The sequence below is a fragment of the Bacteroides sp. ZJ-18 genome (assembly GCF_011038705.2).
Taxonomy (GTDB): domain Bacteria; phylum Bacteroidota; class Bacteroidia; order Bacteroidales; family Bacteroidaceae; genus Bacteroides; species Bacteroides hominis.
Genome location: NZ_CP072198.1, coordinates 3,875,208 through 3,896,641 on the forward strand (window position 1 = coordinate 3,875,208; position 21,434 = coordinate 3,896,641).

At 40.8% G+C, this 21,434-nt stretch carries 22 protein-coding genes; 6 read left to right on the plus strand and 16 right to left on the minus strand.

Annotated features, from left to right (window positions below):
• Positions 1 to 27: 27 nt before the first annotated feature.
• The 3 genes from G7Y45_RS15680 to G7Y45_RS15690 form a co-directional block, all read right to left on the minus strand.
• Positions 28 to 1,845: a radical SAM protein gene (locus tag G7Y45_RS15680; RefSeq protein WP_165017638.1), complete on the minus strand. Its 1,818-nt coding sequence runs from the start codon at positions 1,843 to 1,845 to the stop codon at positions 28 to 30.
• Between the two features lie 333 nt (positions 1,846 to 2,178).
• Positions 2,179 to 3,306: a radical SAM/SPASM domain-containing protein gene (locus G7Y45_RS15685; RefSeq protein WP_165017635.1), complete on the minus strand. Its 1,128-nt coding sequence runs from the start codon at positions 3,304 to 3,306 to the stop codon at positions 2,179 to 2,181.
• Positions 3,307 to 3,357: 51 nt separating this feature from the next.
• On the minus strand, positions 3,358 to 3,687 hold the full coding sequence (locus G7Y45_RS15690) for a hypothetical protein (protein ID WP_005806905.1): 330 nt from the start codon (positions 3,685 to 3,687) through the stop codon (positions 3,358 to 3,360).
• 615 nt (positions 3,688 to 4,302) lie between these two features.
• On the opposite strand from G7Y45_RS15690, the gene G7Y45_RS15695 reads away from it, so the two are divergent.
• The 6 genes from G7Y45_RS15695 (at position 4,303) to G7Y45_RS15720 (ending at position 9,203) form a co-directional block, all read left to right on the plus strand.
• Positions 4,303 to 4,539: a hypothetical protein gene (locus G7Y45_RS15695; RefSeq protein ID WP_241159079.1), complete on the plus strand. Its 237-nt coding sequence runs from the start codon at positions 4,303 to 4,305 to the stop codon at positions 4,537 to 4,539.
• Positions 4,540 to 4,606: 67 nt separating this feature from the next.
• A complete protein-coding gene (locus G7Y45_RS15700; RefSeq protein ID WP_165017632.1) occupies positions 4,607 to 4,954 on the plus strand; it encodes an SH3 beta-barrel fold-containing protein in 348 nt (115 codons plus the stop codon).
• A 138-nt stretch (positions 4,955 to 5,092) separates the two neighbouring features.
• A complete protein-coding gene (locus G7Y45_RS15705) occupies positions 5,093 to 5,965 on the plus strand; it encodes a DUF4373 domain-containing protein (RefSeq protein WP_209377332.1) in 873 nt (290 codons plus the stop codon).
• Positions 5,966 to 6,903: 938 nt separating this feature from the next.
• Entirely contained in the window at positions 6,904 to 7,368 is a 465-nt protein-coding gene (locus G7Y45_RS15710; RefSeq protein ID WP_005788684.1) for a DUF4494 domain-containing protein, read from the plus strand.
• A gap of 137 nt (positions 7,369 to 7,505) precedes the next feature.
• A complete protein-coding gene (locus G7Y45_RS15715; RefSeq protein ID WP_005779953.1) occupies positions 7,506 to 8,174 on the plus strand; it encodes a YggS family pyridoxal phosphate-dependent enzyme in 669 nt (222 codons plus the stop codon).
• Positions 8,175 to 8,228: 54 nt separating this feature from the next.
• Positions 8,229 to 9,203, plus strand: a complete 975-nt coding sequence (locus tag G7Y45_RS15720; RefSeq protein WP_005806914.1) for a dihydroorotate dehydrogenase-like protein — start codon at positions 8,229 to 8,231, stop codon at positions 9,201 to 9,203.
• A gap of 112 nt (positions 9,204 to 9,315) precedes the next feature.
• On the opposite strand, the gene G7Y45_RS15725 is transcribed toward G7Y45_RS15720, so the two are convergent.
• The 13 genes from G7Y45_RS15725 to G7Y45_RS15785 form a co-directional block, all read right to left on the minus strand.
• Positions 9,316 to 10,110 carry an N-acetylmuramidase family protein gene (locus G7Y45_RS15725; protein WP_022011874.1) on the minus strand — a complete coding sequence of 265 codons (795 nt, stop codon included), beginning with the start codon at positions 10,108 to 10,110 and terminating at the stop codon, positions 9,316 to 9,318.
• 21 nt (positions 10,111 to 10,131) lie between these two features.
• Positions 10,132 to 10,470 (minus strand): hypothetical protein, encoded by a 339-nt coding sequence (locus G7Y45_RS15730; RefSeq protein WP_005779958.1) that lies wholly within the window; start codon positions 10,468 to 10,470, stop codon positions 10,132 to 10,134.
• A 6-nt stretch (positions 10,471 to 10,476) separates the two neighbouring features.
• Positions 10,477 to 10,983: a hypothetical protein gene (locus tag G7Y45_RS15735; RefSeq protein WP_165015942.1), complete on the minus strand. Its 507-nt coding sequence runs from the start codon at positions 10,981 to 10,983 to the stop codon at positions 10,477 to 10,479.
• Positions 10,984 to 10,994: 11 nt separating this feature from the next.
• Positions 10,995 to 11,231, minus strand: coding sequence for a hypothetical protein (locus tag G7Y45_RS15740; protein WP_005779961.1), 237 nt, complete (start codon positions 11,229 to 11,231; stop codon positions 10,995 to 10,997).
• Positions 11,228 to 11,842: a DUF2589 domain-containing protein gene (locus G7Y45_RS15745; protein ID WP_005779963.1), complete on the minus strand. Its 615-nt coding sequence runs from the start codon at positions 11,840 to 11,842 to the stop codon at positions 11,228 to 11,230. Before G7Y45_RS15745 ends, G7Y45_RS15740 begins: the two co-directional genes overlap by 4 nt.
• A gap of 24 nt (positions 11,843 to 11,866) precedes the next feature.
• Entirely contained in the window at positions 11,867 to 12,679 is an 813-nt protein-coding gene (locus G7Y45_RS15750) for a hypothetical protein (RefSeq protein WP_005788697.1), read from the minus strand.
• A 30-nt stretch (positions 12,680 to 12,709) separates the two neighbouring features.
• The gene (locus G7Y45_RS15755) at positions 12,710 to 13,582 is read right to left on the minus strand and encodes a DUF2589 domain-containing protein (protein WP_165015939.1); all 873 of its coding nucleotides are present in this window, start codon (positions 13,580 to 13,582) and stop codon (positions 12,710 to 12,712) included.
• A 134-nt stretch (positions 13,583 to 13,716) separates the two neighbouring features.
• Positions 13,717 to 14,118: a LytTR family DNA-binding domain-containing protein gene (locus tag G7Y45_RS15760; protein ID WP_122200463.1), complete on the minus strand. Its 402-nt coding sequence runs from the start codon at positions 14,116 to 14,118 to the stop codon at positions 13,717 to 13,719.
• Between the two features lie 40 nt (positions 14,119 to 14,158).
• Positions 14,159 to 14,503, minus strand: coding sequence for a DUF3876 domain-containing protein (locus G7Y45_RS15765; RefSeq protein ID WP_005779973.1), 345 nt, complete (start codon positions 14,501 to 14,503; stop codon positions 14,159 to 14,161).
• Between the two features lie 230 nt (positions 14,504 to 14,733).
• Positions 14,734 to 15,627 carry a hypothetical protein gene (locus tag G7Y45_RS15770; RefSeq protein ID WP_005806926.1) on the minus strand — a complete coding sequence of 298 codons (894 nt, stop codon included), beginning with the start codon at positions 15,625 to 15,627 and terminating at the stop codon, positions 14,734 to 14,736.
• A gap of 6 nt (positions 15,628 to 15,633) precedes the next feature.
• Entirely contained in the window at positions 15,634 to 18,063 is a 2,430-nt protein-coding gene (locus G7Y45_RS15775; RefSeq protein ID WP_165015937.1) for an amino acid adenylation domain-containing protein, read from the minus strand.
• Between the two features lie 14 nt (positions 18,064 to 18,077).
• Positions 18,078 to 20,450: a TonB-dependent receptor plug domain-containing protein gene (locus G7Y45_RS15780; RefSeq protein WP_165015934.1), complete on the minus strand. Its 2,373-nt coding sequence runs from the start codon at positions 20,448 to 20,450 to the stop codon at positions 18,078 to 18,080.
• Positions 20,447 to 21,283 carry a sensor histidine kinase gene (locus G7Y45_RS15785; protein ID WP_022011880.1) on the minus strand — a complete coding sequence of 279 codons (837 nt, stop codon included), beginning with the start codon at positions 21,281 to 21,283 and terminating at the stop codon, positions 20,447 to 20,449. The genes G7Y45_RS15780 and G7Y45_RS15785 overlap by 4 nt, the downstream gene beginning before the upstream one ends.
• Positions 21,284 to 21,434: the final 151 nt, after the last annotated feature.

Genomic DNA, 21,434 nt, shown 5'->3' on the forward strand with positions numbered 1-21,434 from the left:
ATCTATTTAATCTTGCTCTCGTTTATTCTAAACTTTTTTCCAAATAACAGATAAATTATCGTCAAAGTTTTGATAAACAGCCATACACTCTTCCTCTACATTTTTACATTCATCAGTGATAATAGCACTTGTCCTAATAATGTTGGCAATTTCTTGAAATGACAATTTACCAGCAGACAAGGTAATCAAAGCATTTTCCAAATTACTATTCTTAATATTATCCCCTGATTTTGATATACGATAGAACGCAACTCCATCAGAACTTAAATGAGTGGTTCTATATGGTATTGCACACGATATATCCCTTTTGCATATGTCCTTAAATCCACAAAAACCGCCTCGGGCTATTGGCTCGAAATAATTTCTGTAATTTGCTTTTGATTTCAATATCATAGACCACGGCGTTTCGATGGAATAATTAGTATATAGATAAAAAATTTCTTGAATCTGTTCGTATGAAATAGATTCTATTAAAGATAAATATTCTTTATCAATCTCATTATTAAATTTATTTCTTAGTTGCCAAATCTTATATTGGTTCAGCTGCTCAGTTTCAGCAAAAACAAAGGAACAGCTTGCACCTCGTATGCTTCTTTTATCTATAATTTTCAAACCATACTCTTCAGGATGATTATACATTGGGGAGCCTGGTGTTGGAGTAAACACCGACGAACTAACCTCCACATGTCCTGGAGCAATATGTATCAATTTCTTGGCAAAATTTAATGTTTTCTCAAAAGTGTATTCTGTTTCAAACGCTCCGCCAATTATAAAGTTAACATAGATATATGGGATTCCTGCTTCCGCTATTTTTTGTGTAACAAACTCCAATTGCTCGATAGTTACTCCTTTTTTATATGCATCCAATATCTCTTGACATCCCGATTCTCCACCCAATTGAATTTTAACCAATCCCGCCTGTTTTAATAAGGGCAGAATATCTATATTTTTAGATAAGACATCAGCTCGTGCTTCGCAATACCATTTAATTCGACCTTGGTATTTATCTATCATTCTATTACAAAATTCCTCTGTTCGTTTCCTATTTAGAATGAATGTGTCATCCACAAGATTGATATATTTAATATCGTAAGTTTTAACAAGATAATCTATTTCTTCTAAACAAGAATCTATACTGCGAACACGTAAATTTGTATGCTCACGACCACCTTCATAACAAAAAGCACATCGTCCCATACACCCACGTCCTGTTATTAATTGAGAAAAAGTTACTTTGTCTGGATCTAAACAATACTTTTCCCTTTTAGGATAACCGAATTCATCTATGTTAGGATTTTGTTTCTGTGGTTTTGTTACAATTAATTTCTTGGACGAATTACAATAAATCAGCCCATCTATATTTGTAAGAATGTCTTCGCCCAATGCCTCTGATTGTATCAGTTTTAGGAATGGTACTTCTCCCTCTCCAATAATCCCACAAGTAACATTAGGGACTAATTGCATCGTCCCATACGGGTCACCTGTGACTTGGGGACCTCCAAGAATAATGTGAAGTTCTGGACAGTTTTTTTTCAACAAAGGTGTTAATGCTCTTAGCGCCCATACATTATCACTGTCCACATAAAACCCCAAAATACGGCATAAGGTTTTATTTATTAGTTTTGGAAGTAATTCAGAGATTTTATCAAAAGAATTATAGTATTTTACCTTTACATTATACCCATATCTGTCTGCATATTCCGCAAGGTAATATTGACCTAATTGACCTATGCAATACGAGGAAAGCATATCAAAATAAGGATTAGCAGACAATTGAACTAATAGTGCGTCAATGTTTGTTATTCTACCGACAACTTCATTTTTATTTTTCATAAATCCGTCCATCTAAAGTAATTTTACTTTCTAAAAATTGCTGATAAACAATGATGGGTAAAGTAAATATTAAAAGTCATTATATATCAATATTGACATTATAAAATAAAAATGGAGTCTGCTTAACCTTACTTGTTAAACAGACTCCTGCGAAACATTAGTCGCCGCCGTAGCCACAGATACTACAACCAGATGCGCACTCAACGTCAGCCTGAAGCTGTGCGATCTCTGCCTCATTAGAGTTTACCAATGCTACAGCATCCAAAAGCAATTCATTGTTTAACATATTATAAATGAATTAAAAATAACGCCTCCACTTTACGGCTATCGGCTTCTCCGGTTTCCTTATTCTGTTGCATAAAATTTCTTCTCAAAATCACAACACACTTGATAACACTTGATTGCTGCTTTAAGATTCAAAAGTTCCTGAGAATTCAAGTTGTCCTTATTCTGCATATATTTCCTGATTTGGTACGAACTTACAACCTTTGCTTCAGCAAGCATTATTTGACAAGTCCTTCTATCTCTATGACTGACATCACCTCTTTCATTGAAATTGCGTGCGCAACATGTTCTGCATAATTTTAATATGTCACATTTCATGCATTCATCATCAACGAATCTTGAAAAATCAGAGAAATCAATAGTATTCAGATAATCCAATATATCAGTTTTCCCATTAACATTAGGTAAAAAATGATGACAAGGAAACAAACGTCCTTCTACATCATATGCTACAAGTTCATCTACCGCACCGCATGTTTTTCCGTACTTTTCATTCGGCTCGTTATTAAGCAAATGAAGATAGGAAGCTTTCTTAAAAAGATTGATAGGGTTAACGCCTGGATGGGAAAGATAATAATCTGCAATCCTATTTAGCTGTTCTTCATATAGCTTTCCATCTCCTTTCTGCCAATCCTCACCCTGAGCCGGTTTTGCTTCAATATGGTAACCTTGTTCATGAAAATATATCAGTTCATCGGCAAATTTCGAAAAAGATTTTCTTGGTACAGTCATACTCAAGAAGCGATGGGGCATAGTATCTAACACCCAATTGATTGGTAATTCCGATGAATGGCAACCTCTATTACATTCCTGAACATCATCTTTACCATCAACAGACATAACAAGATTCAATTTCTCTTTATGTGCCTTAAACCAATCTTTCTTTTCATCATCAAGTAAAGTTCCATTAGTGGTTATGAAAATATCCACTTTGACATCTGTAATCGTGTCCCATATCCATGTACACAATTCTTTTATCAAATCGAATTTCAACAATGGCTCACCTCCAAACAAGTTAAATCGTACACCATCCTTATTGTTCGACTCACGTGCCAATTGAACTTCTCTTGACACAACTGACTTTGCAGTTTCCAAAGTCATGTTTTGAGACGTTTTATACTTCTGATAACAATAGATACAATTAAGATTACATCTATATGTCAGCAGCAAAAAACACACTTTCTGCATAATTCAAATATTTTAATGTTAAGTTCTTATATCGTAGCTATTTGATAATTCTTAGCGTTTTCGCGCATAGGTTACATTGTGACATTTATTGCATACCCAAACTTCAAAGTCTCCATCCTTCCCTGTAACATCTGTATCATAGCTTCCACAATGGGCACACTTATGTCCACCTACAGATTGAGCGTGCGACAATACTCCTATCAAAAAAAAACCTACAAGAAGTCCTACCCACCAATAAGATGATAATATACCTGCAGTTATACCACCAATAATTCCTATTATCCAAATTAAAGCAGGAAATTTTGCCATCAAAAAGCCTATTATTCCATACAAAAAGCAAAGGACAAAAAAACCTATAACTATTCCGATAATTGTTCCCATATAAGTTATTTTAGCATTATTCTAAATAGCCTTTAAACGAGGGTATTGAAAACAAAAAATGTTTCAATAGACGTTCGTCTTTTGAAACACCTTTTTTGTAAACAAATCAAAAGCAAGAAATAAACAAAATCAGACAGATAATAAATAGGTTTTTATTAATTCATAAACAACTATATATTAGTCCATTAATGTGATAAGCAAAAGAGAAAAATCATTTTTTTTTATTAAACATTTTGTAGTTCTAAAAATACCCTCTATCTTTGCGTTCAATTAAACGAACGTCTATTGAAACACTCGCTTTTTCATCTAATACAATACTATATATCAAATATTTACTCTATCAAAAGCGTTCATTTTTTCTTTAATTCCGCTTTTATTTGCCTGCCGATAGATTCCTTTCTACCTTTGCAACAAATTAACAACATTTAGTTATTAACAAAATAAAAGAAATTATGGACAAAGAAAAAGGATTATTTCAGATTGCGGACAAAAGTGTAAAAAAACGCCATTAGCAAAACACAAAAACCTAATACAGAATCAGTTAAAAAAGTCAGAGGTAGAAAAGAAGGAAAACCAATAGAAGGAATTACTTCGCACAAAGCAGAGCTTATCAGAGTGTTGATAGAATCTTACATAGAGGATGCAAACATACAAAAGATCAATACATGTCAGGCTTCACTCGCACGCTACATCTACGAAAAAGGACTAATCGGAAACATTAAAAACGGAATATTTAAACCATTATCCATCAGTTCAATATTGGTCTACATCAGCAGCATTTGGGAAGAAATAGAAAAAGACAAACTGCACAAAGCCATCATCCACAAAAATACGCACAATGAATTATCATAATCCGCCTTACATGAAACGCCCCCTATCTTCGTGGCGATAACATTTTATCAACTTAAAAAATATACGTATGAAACGGAAAAAAAGACCGGCATCACAAACTGAAGCCATGAAACTGAGATGGAAGAGACGGATTGTCTTTGAGAAAGGATATACCGAACAATGTGCCGAATGGATGGCGGAGCGCCTGGAAGCGTTGACCGACCACCTGCAATACGGGCACGCAGCCATCGCTTATCAGAAGCAGAACGGAGACTTCAGGTTGGTGAAAGCGACACTGATCTACTATGAAGCGGAATTCCACAAGAAGTATGATCCCACACAAATTGAAGGTGCAGTAGTCTACTGGAATGTGGACGAACAGCGATGGACGACATTCCAGGTGGAGAACTTCATGGAATGGAGACCGATCGTATAGGGCGCCACCACAGATTACACGGATTTTCACAGATGAATGATTTCTATTTTGAGGAATCAAGTGAAAACGTCTTTGGGAATCCGGTGTAATTCGGGATAAAAGTATTACGGATAAAAAAACAACTAATCTAAAAAAACAATGGCAATAGCATATGACGGGATCAACTATTTCCCGATAGGCGTAAACTTCATGGAAGAGAACGCAATGGAAGTGATAGAGGCAAAATACGGAATAAAGGGGTCGGCAATCGTACTGAAGCTGCTTTGTAAAATATACAAGGAGAGATACTTCATCCGTTGGGATGAGGAGCAGTGCCTGATCTTTGCCAACAAGGCAGGAAGGGAAGTGCAGGCCGCTGAGGTACAGGGGATCATCGAAATTCTCTTCATCAAAGGGATACTGGACAGAAACAGTTATCTGGAAAACGGAATACTGACTTCGGAAAGCATACAGAAGGTATGGCTGGAAGCTACGAAGCGGAGAAAGCGAGAGCTGTCGGAGCTCCCCTACCTGATGGTGAGACCGGAAAAGGAAAACGGCAAACCGGACAATGCATCCACACAACAGGAAATTGAGCAACTCAAGCCGCTTAAAGAAGGGAAAGCATCTGCCGGCACAGGAAATGTAGTACATGATGTAGCCGTTAACGCAAAAAATGCATGCAATTCCGGACAAAGTAAAGTAAAGAAAAGTAGAGCAAAGGAAAATAAAGAATTACCCCCCTCAGCTCCCCCCAAGGGGAAGGAGGAAGAAAGGATGGAGGATTCTGCTTCTCTCCCGATACCGGGATACGCTTTCAATACGATGACGCACAATTATCCGGGACTGACAGATACACTAAAAAGATTGGGGATTAACGAAGTGAGCGAAGTAAATGCCATTCTCAGGCTGTCGGACTATGGAAGAAAGGGAACGACGGTGTGGCGGCTGATTGCCAACACTTGCTGGAGCGATATAGGGGCTAAAGGAAGATATCTGATAGCGGCGCTAAATAAGGCAAAAAGGAAATAAACGGATAGTGCAAATCCTCCGTGTATAGTTGACAAAAAAGCAAGTATATCGGTTCCAGCCTGCAGAGACCTTCAGTGAGGCAAAGAAGTAAAAATCAAACTTAATAAGCTGAAATACAAACCATTAAAAATTCAAGACATCTGTCAGTAAAAGCTTTGTTTTAACACAAAGTTAAAGTTTATTCTTTGGATGCAAATAACAAGTGTTTTAAATGCAAAAGACTTGTTATTTGCATTTAAAAATAAAAATGGCCGGAAAAGAGGTTAACAATGTTAATTGTTACGATATTATTCTCACCTAGGGATATGTCCTTTATACACCATTAATATAGAACAAATCGTATTACCTATTTTCGATTTGGAACGTTCTGTTTGTGATGCGATTAAGTATCGCAACAAAGTAGGCATTGATGTGATGGCAGAAGTTATTCAAACCTATCTAAAGCTACCAGAAAGGATTATATAGAGAATCACGTTGTCCTCAGTTCTGCATTTGCAGAGAGCCTCAATTTGAACATCAGATGGAATGCGTTTATAAAAAGACTTAAGGCATCAACTCAACTTACTTTTTCTGAAGTGACAAGTTATCTTCAAGATCAACTCAAGCCTTATTGGGAAAAATTGAAGTAACAAGAAGGATAATATCTTATTCCTGTCACATGGAAAAAAAGTTTAAACCAGCATTACTCCTTGATATGTTGATATGTTGTATGAAATTATATACCAAGTGCCAACTTACGAATTCATCAACTAAAAATCCCTCAATAAGCCCCTATTCCGGGCTGCGAGGTGATAAATTACAATAAACTGGCAATAAATTCTTATCTTTATCACAGCATAAAGAGAGATTTTGAACTATCTTTGTGGTAGAATAGATTAGCAAACAAGCAGATCTATATAGTAAATCATATATTAACTACTTAAAAATCAAAAGAGAATATGTCAATGCATACTTGGTTTGAGTGTAAGATCCGTTACGAGAAATTGATGGAAAACGGAATGAACAAGAAAGTTACTGAACCTTATCTCGTGGATGCACTCAGCTTTACAGAAGCAGAAGCACGCATTATTGAGGAGATGACTCCGTTCATTACAGGAGAATTTACCGTATCGGATATCAAACGAGCCAACTATAGTGAACTTTTCCCCAGCGAAGAAGAAGCTGCTGACCGCTGGTTTAAGTGTAAACTGATTTTTATCACACTGGACGAAAAAAGCGGTGCCGAAAAGAAAACATCGACTCAAGTTTTGGTACAGGCCGCCGATCTGCGCGATGCTGTAAAGAAGCTGGATGAAGGTATGAAAGGTACAATGGCTGATTATCAGATCGGTTCTGTTGCTGAAACAGCAATTATGGATGTATATCCGTATAGTTCTGAGCCTAATGATAAACCGGAAGTATAATAAATGAATACGATTCACCACAGAGTACACGGAGGACACAGAGTTTTAATCTCTTGTTTATTAAGATGTTTAAGAGAAAGATATTCTCTGTGTTCTCTGTGTCCTCTGTGGTGAATAAAACTCAAAACCAATACAAAATGAATGTTACTGATAACTTAAAGCAGGTCCTGGCCGAATTGCCATCCGGCGTTCGACTGGTTGCGGTTTCGAAATTCCACCCGAACGAAGCTATTGAAGAAGCTTATCGTGCAGGACAAAGAATTTTCGGAGAAAGCAAAGTGCAGGAGATGACAGGCAAGTATGAAAGCCTGCCCAAGGACATTGAGTGGCATTTTATCGGGCACTTGCAGACAAACAAAATCAAATATATGGCTCCGTATGTGTCCATGATTCATGGAATCGACTCGTACAAGTTGTTAGCGGAAGTAAATAAACAAGCTATCAAAGCAGGAAGAGTCATTCGCTGTTTGCTGCAAATACATATTGCCCAGGAAGAAACCAAATTTGGTTTCAGTTTCGACGAATGCAAGGAGATGTTGAATGCCGACGAATGGAAAGCACTGGCAAACATACAGATATGCGGACTGATGGGAATGGCTACCAACACAGATTCGAAAGAACAAATCGAACGGGAATTCCGTTCTTTAAATTGTTTCTTCCACGAAGTGAAAAAACAATATTTTGCTGACGAACCGACTTTTTGCGAACTCTCAATGGGGATGTCCCACGATTATCACCTCGCCATTGCAGAAGGCAGCACGCTGGTAAGAGTAGGAAGTAAAATTTTCGGGGAAAGAGTTTATTAATAATTGAAACAATGAAACAGAAAATTCATTGAAAAACCATTAACAATAATTACCATGGCCGACTTAAAAACAACCTTTGCGGGATTGACTTTAAAAAATCCTGTTATCATCAGTAGTTCGGGACTCACTAACAGCGCTGCTAAAAACGCTAAGCTGGAAGCAGCCGGTGCAGGAGCTATTGTCCTGAAATCACTGTTCGAAGAGCAAATTATGCTGGAAGCTGACCGCTTGAGAAACCCGTCTTATTATCCGGAAGGAAGTGACTATCTGGCTGAATATATCCGCAATCACAAACTGGCTGAATATCTGGAACTGATTAAAGAAAGCAAAAAGGCCTGCACCATTCCCGTCATTGCAAGTATAAACTGCTATACTGACTCAGAATGGATAGACTTTGCCAAGCAAATAGAAGAAGCCGGTGCAGATGCGCTGGAAATCAACATTCTTGCTTTGCAATCGGACGTCCAATATAAATATGGTTCATTTGAACAGCGTCACATCGATATCTTAAGCCATATAAAGAAAACGATTCGTATTCCGGTTATTATGAAGTTGGGCAGTAACTTTACGAATCCGGTAGCCCTGATCGATCAACTATATGCCAACGGTGCAGCGGCAGTTGTTCTCTTCAACCGTTTCTACCAACCGGATATTGATGTAGAGAAGATGGAGCATACTTCAGGAGACGTGTTCAGCAACGCGTCCGACCTTTCGGCAACCCTGCGTTGGATAGGCATTTCTTCATCATTGGTTACTAAAATAGATTATGCCGCTTCGGGAGGTATTCATAAACCGGACGCAATCGTAAAAGCCATTTTAGCCGGAGCATCTGCCATAGAGGTATGCAGTGCCATTTATCAGAACACCAACTTGTTTATAGGAGAAATGAACCGTTTTTTGGGTGCATGGATGGAAAGAAAAGGCTTCAAACACATCTCGCAATTCAAAGGTAAATTGAACGCCAAAGATGTAGAAGGTATCAATATGTTTGAACGTACCCAATTCCTGAAATATTTTTCTGAGAAATAAAGATAATAACGATGAACGGTGAACAAGCTTCACAGCTTGCTCACCGCTCTTTTTAATCCATAGTTCTTTTTAAATTCAAATTTCATTGAGACGCTTCAGGTCTGTAATTGGCCTACAAAAATTTCTGGTAAGCTTTTGCTAATTTTTCATCATAACGATTCTCCTTATAAGCAGGACCATTGTAACGTCTGGCAAACTCTGCCCAGTCTTTGGCTTGCAAAGCGGGAAGCATTCCGGATTGTTTGATAAATCGGGCAGACAATATTAACTGGCTGCATTCACTCGCACACATAGCTTTTACAAAACTGTCGACACTCTTCTCTCCGCAGGCCGCATAGTTAAAACCCATAATCTGGAACATCCCCCAACTGGCAGAAGCATCCGCTGCTTCATGATTGATTTGGCGGGCTTGTTCCAAACGATCGTATTCACCCATACCGCCTTTATAATGTCCTTTCTCCCATTTGGGATAAAGAATGTTTTCATTCCCTTTCACATGCGATTCAGGATTGATATTCCGCTTTTTCAACTGATTCCAGAAAATATGACCTTCGAAAAGGATAGCGGGCTTACCGGGAGAAAAGAATCCTCCTTTTCCGCCTGTCTCCACTTGCTGTACGGCTTTTAAAGCAGCCACTTCCACATCGAGCAATCGGGCGACAAGAACGAAATCTTCTTCTGTCAAACGTTCAGTAGTGGGACGTCCTGTAAAAAACAGGGATTCCCAAGTACGGTATCCCACGATCCCATCAGCATCCAGTTGGCTTTTCTGTTGAAAATCAACAACCGATTCTTTCATTTCCTGTGTGAAAATCCGGCTTTCATTCACTGAATAGCCATTGCGTTTCAGCCCCTGACACAACAAGAGAGCTTCTTCGCCTTCATAATCCAATTTAATCGTTTTCATATTCCAATTAGTTTTTATTTATCATCTCATCTGTCCTGCCTTTTCCAGCTCGTAAAGCGACTTATAGGCACGATATATAAACTGGAAGAATTCATAACCGGTAAAATAACCGTCTGTACCAATACCGCTATTTCCCGATGAAGTACCACTAAAGAATTTTCCGTCCGGCAGAATGTCCGTCTGGACAAGTTTGGGATAATAAACTTCTTTCCATAATTTCATGTCTTCACCTGAGAATGAAGCACATCCTTTTTCTGCCGGAAATCTGTTCACGTACTTTTCCAGCATTGCCGCACACTCCATCAGGAGTTTTTTTTGTTCATTGGCGTTTGCGCCCATTTTATTTAATATAGGATTCATACTCTTTTATTTTTTAATGTTTAATTCAAATCTTATTTCACTAATCCTGGGTTTAAGACCCATATAGTCAATCTTTAAGACCGCAACTGTATTTTCCTTGTTACGACAAGTCACCTTGTTAGTAAAATACAAATTCCCGCTTTCGTCCGGAAAAACAGCAGTGCAATGCAAGTGCTCTCCTGTCTGGCGATAAGTCAGCAAACGCTGATCGCACATACGCAAGAAAAACAAAAAGGCATTTACAAAACTATCGACATGGATAATCCGTATTTCGGGATGATAACTACTGAGAGGCTTACCGACCAGTTTGTTATCTTTCAACAGAAAACAACGTGCCTGTTCCGCACATTTGTCTGCCGACATCGCAACGGAAGGTTCATTTATCGTTATTTCAGCTGCATTATCCACTTCCGGCTGAGGAACGGCTTCCGAAACTACAACAGTTTCCGTATTTTCCTTTCGGAACGGATGGCGGATCTTCTTCCCCACCCGTTTGAAAAAAGTTAATTTCATAGTCCGTACACTTAGCCGTTGAATTTGCTCTTTCTCTCCAGATTCTCTTGTGCATTCTGCACTTTCCGTAATGCGTCAAAAGCCGGTTTTGATTTCATACGGTCTATGTTCAGACGCAAGTGACAGGATGGACATTGCAAGGCATTGGATGTCAACAACTCAAAAATCGATGTTTCAATAAACGTTCCGCATTGCGGACACTTCATCCCGGCTTTCTGTTCACGGGCATGTTCTGCTACATTATTCATTTCTTTCCTCCTTCCGTTATTTCTTCAGTTTCAGTCTCTTCTACTTGCATATTGCTTGCCGTCAGATGTAGTAAGTTGGACAATCCGGCAGGCACATCTGCCTGACGCATCTTCACCTTTACTTTCATATTCGCCGACAAGCTCTGCTGCACATTTGAGGTGCTGCTGCCCTCTCCCTGTTTGGGAGCCAGCGAAGCCCGGAGTTTAAATCCTCCCCCGCTTTGCGGCTCACTCACGCTTTTGCCTTCTTCCAGCGAGAATTTCTCTTCTGCTGTCTCCGATAAAGCATCCAGGATTTTAATATCAAAATCGAAATCCGCCTCCTGCACTTGTAACAGTGGCAAAGGTACCAGCGTAAGTATCGGGATACTCACACTTTGTTTTCTTCCTCCACCGGCATCCTGACTCTGATAGTTGAACGTAAGCATACGTATCTTACCGGTCCGTCCTGTTGCAGGATCATAAGATTCAAATGCTATTTTCATCAAATAATCCAGATACCTTTGCGAAGATAATGAATCTGCTTCAATTGTTGCGATCAAAGGACCGGCAATTAATTGCTGAAGTTCCATTACCTGACTACTAACGCTCCTAACTTTCTTTTTATCCATATTGTACCAATTGATTAGGATTGATTATCGCATCACAAAATCTTCCAATAACGAATCATCGTCCGTTTGACTGACTGAATAATTGCGAGGACTGAACTTGATCTTAAAACTGTGTATCGCTTCTTCTGGCATATTCATCAGTTCATCAGCCGTGATGGCCACATCCAGCTGTGGAAATGAATGAAGGCTCTTGAAGTTAGCGTCTACCGAGAGCTTTTTCACAATAGCTTCCATCGCTTTTATAATGTTCTTTTCAGCGGTATCACGAAGTTTTTCTCCATCTTCTCCGGCAAAAAGATCATCAAGGTCCGTATCATAAAGAAACTTTTTACGCACGACATCCGTCAGCCTGCTGATCACAACATCGTTGTTCACAGAACCATTACTGCTGTCTACGGCATCATAGAGGTTATTCCGGAAAGAGTTTCTCATATTACGGCTCAGAAAAGTGCAGAATTCCTGATGAAGTTTGTTTTCTTTTTTAAGCCGTTCAAAGAAGTGTTTCTCTCCTTCATTTCTCTCTATATCCGAGGTCATCACTGTAGTGACGGCACTGCTGATAGCTACCCTCGCAACCTGTTCGCACAGTTCCTTGAGGAATTGACGGAACTTATCATATTTGATATTAAACTGTTGCTGACTTTCCGATGCACTTTTCACACCATATTTTAAATCCAGTTCCATATCGCTGACCATGACATTAGGCAGTTGAAAATCTTTCGCCTTTCCGTCTTTCCCGTAAGAGTCGCCAAGCGACAATGAATAAAGGTTGGCCTCGTGCTGTGCCGAAACAATATCACGCAATATAGAGCCGATTACTGAACTTAACTGAGCCATATTATGAGTTCTTAAGTTTTTAAATTAATGTTAAGCCTGTGTCCCAGTCTGAGGAGCTGCCGTATCTTTCTTCACTTCGATAATAACTTCCTTCTTGCTTCCCTCTGCTTTAACAGTATATTTACCTTCCGGCAAATCGATAATTTTACTGTCACCACTTACCTTAAAGTCAGCAGCGTTGGCACCGGTTCCGGAAATAGTCAGTTTTTCAGGAGCCAACAGACCGTTAGGATCCTTATAGGTAGCAATCAGCTGTACTTTCTCTTTGCCATCTTCAATCAGCAGCAAGTTGCTGTTCACTTCCAATGTACCGGTTGGATCGGAAACATCCAATGAATTACCCAGCAATTCCAGGATTTTAGAAAGACCTGCAGGCATACTGTCCTGTCCGGCTTTTACAGCCACGTCCATGGTATACTCTACACTGTACTTAGAATCGGAAGTCGCTTTAGAGTCCTTTTTCGATGAATAGCTTGCATTCATATTGGCATTCATCTTGAAGCATCCCAATCCCAAACTGGCCGAAGCCTTCAGGGCCGCATCTTTGGATACTGACTCGTTTGTTTCTGCTGCCGATGAAGAAGAAGCACTGATATTAGCCTTAAAATTGATGTCCACTTCACGGATTGCAATATAAGGAATAGGAACGATAGTCAGCAACGGAATATTCAACTGAACCAGGCGTCCGCCCTGAATGAATGAGAACGAAACGTTAACCGCTGTTTTCTCACCGGTTTCCGGATTCACATTAATACCCACGTTCTGAATAAACTCCCAAGTTGTTTTTGCTGCCAAAGCCTGTGCTTCCACACATGCCTTCAACGGGCCACCAATAATAGAACCAAACGGAATCGCCTGCAACGCACTGGTTGCAACTTGCGACGGTGTTTTGTCAACTGCCATAATAATTGTTTTTTAAATTTGTTACTTAATTGTTTTTTCTCTTTTGTAAGCTTACGATGCAAAGGTAGTGCACGTTCTTTGCGTAGTAAATTTTTAATTTTAGACGGAGCCGGATTTCTTCCCACTCCCTTTCGTCACTTTCCCAATGCCCGTTTTGAATAAATCTTATGGAAACAGGCTTGAAAGTCCTTTTTGTGAGATTCACTCACCGGCAACATCTTTTTCCCGATGTGTACGTAGTTACCGGCAAACCCGGTCACTTTAAAAAGATTGATAGCATACGACCGGTGGATCCTTTTAAATTTGTTACAAGGCAGATCATTGTTGAAAACACGATCCAAAGGATAGCTCACTGTTATCTCGGCACCATCCTCCATATAGATTACACAATAACTTCCGGATGCTTCCACCCATAAGATTTCATCCAGAAGCACCCTTCTGTACTCATCACTGAAGTACACAAAAATAGCATTATCAACCAATGAGTTTTCCGACTCACCACAATAACAATACGGTTTGATCAAGTTCTCTTTCATAATTATTTTATTGTTAGTTAACTGAAGTACGTCCATGCGATTATTTAGCATAATCTCCTCCGGGAGAAAAGTACAAAGTATGTTTCAGGCTGTCATAATAAAACAGAATACAACCCTCTGCCCGGATATACCCTTTTGTGGGTGAACTAAGATGAAGCGGATAGCGGACCGGACAGACTCGTCCGTCATTAATGCGATGATGAACAATAGCAAAATATCCTATGCTGTCTGTCCCTAATGTTATGTCCGGACGGTCTGTGGATGATTTCCATCTTCCATACATACCGTCCGGCATTTCTACCGGACTATGTCGGCAGCTTAAAAACACAGGCATGATAAAGACAAAATACAAAAACAGCCTGTATAGACCTCTATTTTTGCTCATAACTTAACTTATTAAATTTCATTTAGTGCAAAAATAGGATTTTATTAACTTATAGAAATTTTACGTTCTGTATAGTGCGCTTTTTTTTCCGAATACCAGATTATTCTTTCCGAAAGTATTCTTTTATAAGAGACATATAAAGTTTAAAACACCCTTTTATCAATAGAAAAACAAATATAAATTCACTTTTAATACTGAAATAAAAAAATACCATTTTATATTAATATCTGTCAATGTGTTTCTCCCATAGGTTTATACAGGATGGCATTGATACGCTGTTCTTCATAAATAATTAATTGATGGGTAACCTCTGCAAGATCAGACTTCATGTGATATAGATAAGTACGCCCGGTTAATCTTTCTTCCATAATCCGTTCCAACTCCTTACCTATATTATCAGAAGGATCGATCTCCATAACACGTGGTATGACGGCTCCGGAAACAGCAGATTCTCCTTCCTGCCCCTGCAAATAATCGTATTGGGACAGCGTATAGTCCATCAACTGCTCATAGTTCAGTTTTTTCCGGGAAGCCATCGTCTCCGCCAAAGGAATATAGTAAAGAATATCTTTGATAAAAGAACTGTATTCAGTCTGTATCCGACGCACCAATTGCATATATTTTTGCTCTTCCGGCGAAAGGCGGGAGGAGGTGAAAGAAAAGGATGCAGCAACCATCTGATATTCGAGGTTTTTGTTGATCTCGCTCAAGACCTCTTTGGCATATGCATAATTCTTCATGGATATGGATGAAACGATGGTATTCAACACATAGAGATCAATGGATTTCAGATTCTCTGCCAATTCTTGTTTAAAACCGGTAAACCAATCTTGTTGCTGAGTATAGATGATGGTATCCAACTGCAAAAGTTTCAGGTCATGGTGGAGTACACCGGTTTGACGAAGTGTCTTGTTTAAAATCAAGATTGAAATGACTCCGCCAATGATTCCTCCGATGTAACTACCTCCGAAACCAATCCAGGTGGGCACATCATCCGCACCCGGCATCAGGGTCAACGGATTCAGTCTGATCAATGCCCAGTTGATCGGAAAAGGAAGTACAAGAGTCAGCCCAAGCAAAATAAGAAGATCCTTCTTACCCAAAGTGAAATTGTCTGTCTGCATAGATACTTACTTAAAAAAAACAGTGATCAGTTGTTCCAGTGATTCGCCTTCCAGAAAGTGCCAATGATCTGTCGGTAATCGCAGGACAGAAGCATTCGGATAATATTTGTTCCACAATCTTTCGCAATTGTCATATTCAGTCCGGAATATACGGTAGTTTTCCTCTGTCCATACCTCTTCGGGAGACAATCCGGCCTGTTGATGGAATAATCCGGATAACAACACAATCACCTCTCCCTGATAAATCAGGTTGGGAGTCGTACTGAAATAAATATCAATGATTTCGTTCCGTTCACGTATCATCTCGTCAGTATCTCCGGGGAATATCAGTAAAGGATAATTCCGGCACAAAGCGGGATTCTGCCAGGCCTGTCCGTCGAGTGCGAAAACCTTCGGTGTTATCCCCATAGAACGGCGTAACAACTCGGCCAGGCCGATTGCCAGTTCGGCACCCATGCAGAAACCGGTAAGCGCGTAAACAGTACGTTCCCGGATCATTGGTTGTACCGCCCGGGCATAATATTCCAGCAATCCCGTAACATCCGCGGCCACTTTCCAGAAGTGATCGTAAACAGCATCTATCACAAGAATATCATATTTTTCGTATAAGCGGTCGGCAAAATGAAAATACCAATGATTGAAATAAGCAGACCCGCAAACCAGAATGATAACCGGCTTCTTGAGATTTTGCTGCTTATACCAATAAACGGGTTCTTGCCTGGGAACCACCAACAGCCGGCGCAGAGTATCGGTAGCATAAACGGCAGATACACTAATCGGGCATCCTCTTTTATTTGCCTCGGTAACCAGCCTCAGTATATCCAACGAAGTCATTCCGAGGTCATCAATCAAACCGGCCTCAACACTGACCCGGGGTAAATTCAGCATTTCCTTCAAAATATCACATAAAATGATTTCTCCCGGATGAACCGGAGGGACATACTCCAACTCCACCGGAGCAAAAGGCGGGAGTGAACGAGTGTCGATCTTATCATTCATTGTACGCTGAAAACGATCTACCACCTGCCATAAATTAGGTATCATGTAATAAGGAAGTTCCGACCGCAAACGTTCTTTTACATCTTCCGGATGAAAACAGCCGGGCACTGATGGTTGCAAGTAAGCACCCAATAATTGCCGTCCATTCTGCTCTACCACCACTACGTGAGCTTTCTCAACCTCCGGGTCCTTATTCAGGCATTCCGTTATCTCACTCAGTTCAATACGGAATCCCCGCATCTTGACTTGTGTGTCCTTTCGTCCGATAAAACGTATAGAACCGTCAGGCTGTTGCCGAACCAAATCGCCCGTCCTGTACAACCGTTCCCCATGATAGAAGAGAAATGATTTTTCATTCAACTCTTTATTCCCGATATATCCGGATGAAACCTGTGGACCACTCAAATAAAGCTCTCCTGTTGCTCCACCAACCACCTGTTGAAGATCTTCGGACAAGATATGGCAGGTGGTTCCTTCCAGCGGATAACCGATATTGTCGTACGAAGTCTCATCATTTACAATCCGTATGGTGCTGAGTACCGTATTCTCTGTCGGACCATAGACATTCATCAACCGGTATGGCTGTTGTTTCAGCCTATTAAACAACTTTTCACTGATAGCCTCAGCACCAAACAGCAAAGTCTTCATGAACGGAAAGTCAAGATTGGCAAACATGCCCAATAATGAAGGAGCGAAAAAGGCCACATTCACTTGCTCACGCCTGATCAGTCCGTCCAGCAAAGAAATGTCCCTGCGTTCCGCCTCCCCCGCCAAAACCAAAGTCCCCCCAATCGGCACACACATCATTAATTCTAATATGGAGGCATCAAAACTGATACTGGCAAAGGCAAGATACCTGTCCGAGGGGTTGGCTAAATGATAAAGTTCCGTATTCATCAGGTTCTTTGTAAATGTCCCCAGATTGGAATAACTGATCTGTACCCCCTTGGGATTTCCTGTCGTCCCGGAAGTATATATGATGTAGGCGCAATCATCGGGGAAGACCTCGGCATATCCGTCAATGGAGGGGCCGGAGAGTGCTGACAAGTCCAGATGAAGCTGGCAGGCTTCCGGAATTCCACTGACTCCATCCGGTGAATCGGTCAATAACAAAACCATACCTGCATTTTCGGCCATGTATCGTTTACGGTTATCCGGCAAAGCAGGATCTATGGGCAGATAAGTCGCCCCCAATCGAAAGATGGCCATAATAGCAGGAACCAGCGTTTTATTCCGTCCCATACAAACTCCGATACAGACATTACGGAAGCCGGATGCATGAGTCACCGGAAAATGTTGACGGACAATTTGTGCTATTTTCCCGGAATAACGTTCCAGTTCCTGATAAGAGACAGTACCGTCTTTCGCAATGACGGCCGTTTGGTCACCCCAAGTAGAGAATGACTGAAAAAAAGTTTCTTGAATATTTGTTTTCATTATTGTTTTTTGATTTAGAAATTATACAATATACTACCGGAAATCCACCGTCCTTTCTGCCGGATGGGGATATTTGCTCCTCCGCATTCATATCGGTTATTAAAGAGATTTTCAACTCCCAGACTGCCTTCTATCTGTTTGTACCTGCATCTGGTAGTGAAAGAGAAAACAGTATAGCCCGGCAGGCGGACAGTATAATTGGTGGCATCTCCGTTGAGTCCGTTTTCCAATACGCTGACCTGTGTATAGCAACGGCTATTACAATTCATTTTTACATGGGCAGACCAGTTCCATATTTTCTTCTTTACCAGGAAATAGCCGGCTACAAGGTTCACGGAAAAATCCGGCACATTGTTAACCGACCCGTCGGTAACAAAGAAATTGGTATAACCCAATACTCTCTGATAGCACAAGTTTGCATCCAGATTTAATCGGTTTGCCCGGTAACGCGTGGTTACCTCGATACCTCCCATATCCAGCAGACCGGCATTTTCGTAAATACGGGTTTCCGGTTGGGTAAACAGAAAATGGGAAGCCCGGTTGTAGAAAAGGTTGCATTCAACATCTATATGAAAGGGGCGATAATGATAGGCACAAGTCAACTGGTACGAACTCAGATATTCAGCCTGCAGATTCTCGCCACCGGAGTAAGTATCCATATCGTTGTTTCTGTAATAATAGGGTGCATCGACAAACGACCTGGAATAACTGGCTTTCAGATTCAGTCCGTCCCGAAGATAAATAAGCGATACACGGGGAGAAAAGGCCTGCATTATCCGGTTATTTCTCCGTTTCTTATAGTCGTATCTGATTCCGGCATTTACAATCCAGTTTTTATGCAGATTATGTTTGAATTGAAGAAATACGTTTGCGTTCATTTCGTGACCGGTGTAAAGCCGCTTGTCGGTCCATGTCCTGACTATTTCTCTGAAATTCATACCTTCCAGGTATTCAGAATCATAAAGTGCATACCGATTCCACTCCACGCCGCCAAGCATATTACCTTTTCCGTATCTTCCCCAATCGTAAGTATAGCTCACACGAGTGTTAAAGCCAACATTGAAGTCCATCCAGCGGATGTATTGAAAAACTCCACGATCCGGAAAAATGAGTTTGGTGCTGTCATTGGGATTGAGGTAAATAGGGTAATCCTGCAATGTATCTCCTGCGGTTTCATAACGTACATTTTTGTTCCAGTCGGTGTAGAACGTCGTACTGAAACTCACATTTTGCCACGTACGACTGTAAACCGCCTGCTCTCTGGCCGACCATCTGGAATATCCCGGACCGGCACCATCAAAAGTGCGGAACTTCTTATAAGAGTAGGGTGAAGCAAAAAGCCACATGCTATAAGGCTGCCTTTTTTTAGCATAGTTCATACTAAAACTGAAAAGTAAGTTTCCCCGTTGCAGTTTAATGCCGCCATCCAGAGCGGGCAGTTCGGAATAACCGTCCAGATAAATAAATCCGTCTCTCGGATAAAGGGCATATTGTTTGCCGGCAGGGACAAAAACCGGCTCTCCCGTTGCACGATACAAGGAAAACCATGCCATAAAATCCATGTTCATGTCGTGTTTGCCCAATAACAAGTCAGCAGCCAGCTGCCCCCGGTCTCCGGCACCGACAGATACGGCACCATTACGAATGTCCACCCCGTCCTTAGTGACAATGTTAATCACGGCTGTCAGCGCCACGCTACCGTAAAGCGAAGAAGCCGGTCCGCGAAGCACTTCTATCTGTTTGACTTTAGCCAGGCTAATGCCATAATCCGGCGAAACAGCATTCGTGATGTAACTGTTCAGGCGCTGCCCATCCTGCATAACCAGTATGTTTTCCTGTCCGGACGAATAGACTCCCCTCATAGCCAGATTCATCTCTTCATTGGAAGACAAACCGGATATGCCGGGAACATAAGCAATCAATACGTCACGCAGGCATCGGGCATGAATAGCCCGAATCATCTCCTCTGTAATCAGAGTGACAGGTACAGGAGCTTCTTCCGGAGTCTCCACCTGTTGCGAAGCCGTGACCAAGGTTACTTTAGTCTCCCTGTGCTTCCTGACCATGTCCGCAAAACGTTCCGGATCCTGTAACGAGATATAATAGTAGGGTTCGTCCTTCAACAACAATGAAACATATTGTTCCGCTTCTGCAAAACGGTCCAAAGCCAGAAGACATAAAGCAGTCAGGCGGCATGCCTCGGTGCGCATCGTCCCCCGAAAAGACGGCAGATTCTCCTCCAATATACGGCAGGCTTGATCAATATCTCCAGTTTTATAAAGCGCTTCTGCCCTTACAAATGAATTTCGGACACTGTCTGCCGATTGTGCTGTCAGTTGCACGGCAAAAAAACAGGAGAAGATATATAACAACAGGTAGCGTTTCATGTGACCGGGATGATAAAACGAAAACAAGTATATTCATGTTGAACCGAATCAAACAGCACCTTTCCGTGATGTTTGTTTTCTATAATATCGCGGACGATCGACATTCCGAGCCCTGTCCCCTGCCCGACCGGTTTAGTCGTAAAAAAAGAGTCGAACAATCTTTGCTTGACTTCCGGACTCATACCTTCTCCATTATCACGGATGGTAAGCACGATTCTTTTATCCAGCTTTTCCAGACTCACCGTTATCTCAGGAGAATATCCTTCGGGAGTATCCTGCCATTTTCTCCATACCGCATAGCAGGCGTTGTTCATCACATTCAGCACTGCCCTGCTGAAATCCTGCGGAATCAGCCGGACCGGAGGAATGTCTTTGGCATAGTCTTCATGAATGGCAATATTAAAATTCTTGTAGTTGGCACGCATTGCATGATAAGCCAGCCACACATATTCTTTGGTCAACTTCTGTATCTGTGAAGGCATAAACTCATCATCCTTACCCCTGGAATAGAGTAGAATGCCACGGATAATACTAATAGCCCGGTCACCATGTTCTCTGATCTTGTCCATGTTCTCACGTAATCCGGAAAGTATATCTTTAATATCTTCCAGCGATTCTTCCGGAATACGGTTCCCGGTTTCATCAACAATGGTATCCAGATCGGACAACAACTGCCCGGACAATTTACTGAAATTAATGACAAAGTTCAGTGGGTTCTGTATTTCGTGGGCTATACCGGCACTCAACAATCCCAATGACCCCAACTTTTCCTGTTCTCTGAGCCGTGCTTCCAGCTCTTCAATTCGTTTTTCTTGTGAAATGTTTCTTTCCATAATCAATCTTTTTAAGTACTATATCATTATTAGCTTATATAATCTGACGGGATACTACGCTGTTAATCAAAACAGTGCATTTACCGACTTATTACACCGGCAGGTAAATGCTTTTATGCCGGCATGTAAATGCTTTTACGTCGGCAGGTAA